General features: G+C 72.2%; 1 protein-coding gene and 2 pseudogenes. All 3 read right to left on the minus strand.

Annotation, left to right across the window (positions count from 1 at the left end):
• Positions 1-403 (minus strand): annotated as a pseudogene (locus FUT87_RS06340) (hypothetical protein); the annotation flags it as partial.
• Between the two features lie 161 nt (positions 404-564).
• Entirely contained in the window at positions 565-1896 is a 1332-nt protein-coding gene (locus FUT87_RS06345) for an SAM-dependent methyltransferase (protein WP_147240456.1), read from the minus strand.
• Between the two features lie 25 nt (positions 1897-1921).
• Positions 1922-2281, minus strand: a pseudogene (locus tag FUT87_RS28480) (hypothetical protein); the annotation flags it as partial.

Raw genomic sequence — 2281 nt, forward strand, 5'->3', positions numbered from 1 at the left:
TCAGCAGGCCGGCGATCAGCGCGACCGGCTCCGGGCTGGGCACGTCGATGCCATCGACCTGGCTGAACGGCACCAGCGCCAGCAGCACCGCGCCGAGGGCGAAGGGCACGCCCAGCCGCGCGCCCAGCGGCCACCAGTCCAGGCCGGCCTCCCACAGGCTCCATGCCAGCGTGGCGAGGAAGTAGAGCGCGTAGCCGAGCACCGCCTCGCGCAGCCGGCCCCACATCAGCGCGCCGATGAGGGCCCAGGCCAGGCCCGACAGCGCATAGAACCAGCTGCCGCCCAGCGAAGCCAGCAGGCCGCCCGCGGCCAGCATGACGAATCCGAGGATCAGCAGCACCACGCCGAGGACGCGGGCGAGCCAGGGCACCGGGGCGGGAATGGGGGCGAGGACATTCGACATGTCGCCGGAACGGCAATCGACATGCCGATTGCCCACGCCCGCTGTGGACAAGTCGTGGGAAAAGCTGAGGCCGGCGCCTTCAAGCCCTTGATCCGCCAGGACCTTTCTTGCCCTGCCTCAATTTCAGGCAGCGCCTTGCCGCAGCGGCCCCCGGAGGGGCTTCACGCCCGGTTCACGCCGCCGTCGACCTCGAGCCGCCCTTCGACGCGCAGCAGCGTCTCCAGCGCCTGGCTGCGCAGGCCGTAGAAACGCTTGATCTCGTCGAGCTGCGACAGCAGCTCCGCGCGCCGCGCCGGGGACGGGTCTTGCGGCCGCTTCACCGCCAGCACCATCTTGTTCTTGCTGGTGTGCTCCAGCGCGATGAACTCGATGACCTGCGTGTCGTAGCCCATCAGCTCCAGCAGCAGCGCGCGCAGCGAGTCGGTGACCATCTCGGCCTCCTGGCCCAGGTGGATGCCGTGCTGCAGCAGCGGCCGCAGCGCGGCCGGCGTGTTCATCTGCGGCCGGATCTCCTTGTGGCAGCAGGGCGCGCACATGATGATCCGCGCGCCGCTGCGCAGGCCGAAGTGCATCGCGTGGTCGGTCGCGATGTCGCAGGCATGCAGCGCGACCATCACGTCCAGCGGCTGGTCGCCGCGCTCGCGCACGTCGCCATGCTCGAAGCGCAGTCCCGCCAGCCCGTGCCGGGCCGCGGCCGCGTTGCCCAGCGCCACCATGTCCTGCTTGAGCTCCACGCCCTGCACCTGCGGCGCCAGGCCCTGCGAGCGCAGCCAGTCGTGCATCGCGAAGGTCAGGTAGCCCTTGCCGGAACCGAAGTCGGCCACCCGCACCGGGCGGTCCGCGCTGGCCGGCGCGTCCAGGCCCGCCTTGCGGACCGCGGCGCCGAAGATCTCGATGAACTTGTTGATCTGCTTCCACTTGCGCGCCATCGCCGGCACCAGCGCGGCCTGGCCCTTGAGCTCGTGCGTGACGCCCAGGTCGCGCCAGAAGGGCTGCGCCATCGACAGCTCGCGCGGCTTGGCGCGGTCATGGCCGCCGGGCGCGATCGAAGCGCCCTCGCCGACCGGGCCGTCGGGGCCGGCCGGGCCGCCCGCCTGCGGCGCGGCCTTCTTCCCCACCTGCAGCAGCGGCTTGCCCTTGCGGCTGAAGCGCAGCTGGACCTCCTCGCCGAGCGTGTCCAGGTGGGCCTGCTGGAAATCGCGGCCCAGCAGCTGCTCCAGCAGCGCCAGGCCTTCCTCCAGCGGATGGTTCTTGGTCACGTCCTTGGTCTTGTGCCGCCACAGGAAGCTCAGCGCGCGCTCGCCGCGCAGTTCGATGTCGCGCACCGTCAGGCGCTCGATCGAAGCGTCCTCGCCCTCATGGCGGCCCAGCAGCAGGCGCTGGAAGCGGCGCTCGGCCAGCGCGGTGCGCAGCAGGCGCAGGAAGCGCTGGCGCTCGTCGGGCGCAGGCGTGTCGGGAACAGGGGAGCTGAACAGGGGATTTCCGGCGGACATGGGGCCGGATTGTCCCCTGTCCGGCTCAGGCCGGCCGGTCCAGGACCTGGCGGGCGCGCTCGAGCGCCTGCATCAGGTCGCTCACCGCCAGGCGGCGGCACAGCGCGTCGACCCGCGTCCCGTAGGCCGCCTCGCTCAGGCCCAGGGCCTCGGCCTGCTGGTCCGGGCGCGGGCGGCCCAGCAGCCCGAAGAGCAGTTCGGCGTCGGCCTGCGGCAGGTCCAGCGCCTTGGCCAGCATCGCGATGCTGGCGGCCTCGTCGGCTTCGCGCAGGACCAGCAGCCAGTGGCCGTCGCCGATGACCTCGGGGTCGGCGGCCATCAGCGCGAAGCTCAGGCGCTGGTCCATGCAGGCGGCCGCGTCGCGGCGCGCATGCTTGCGGAATGC

Source organism: Mitsuaria sp. TWR114 (assembly GCF_007997345.1).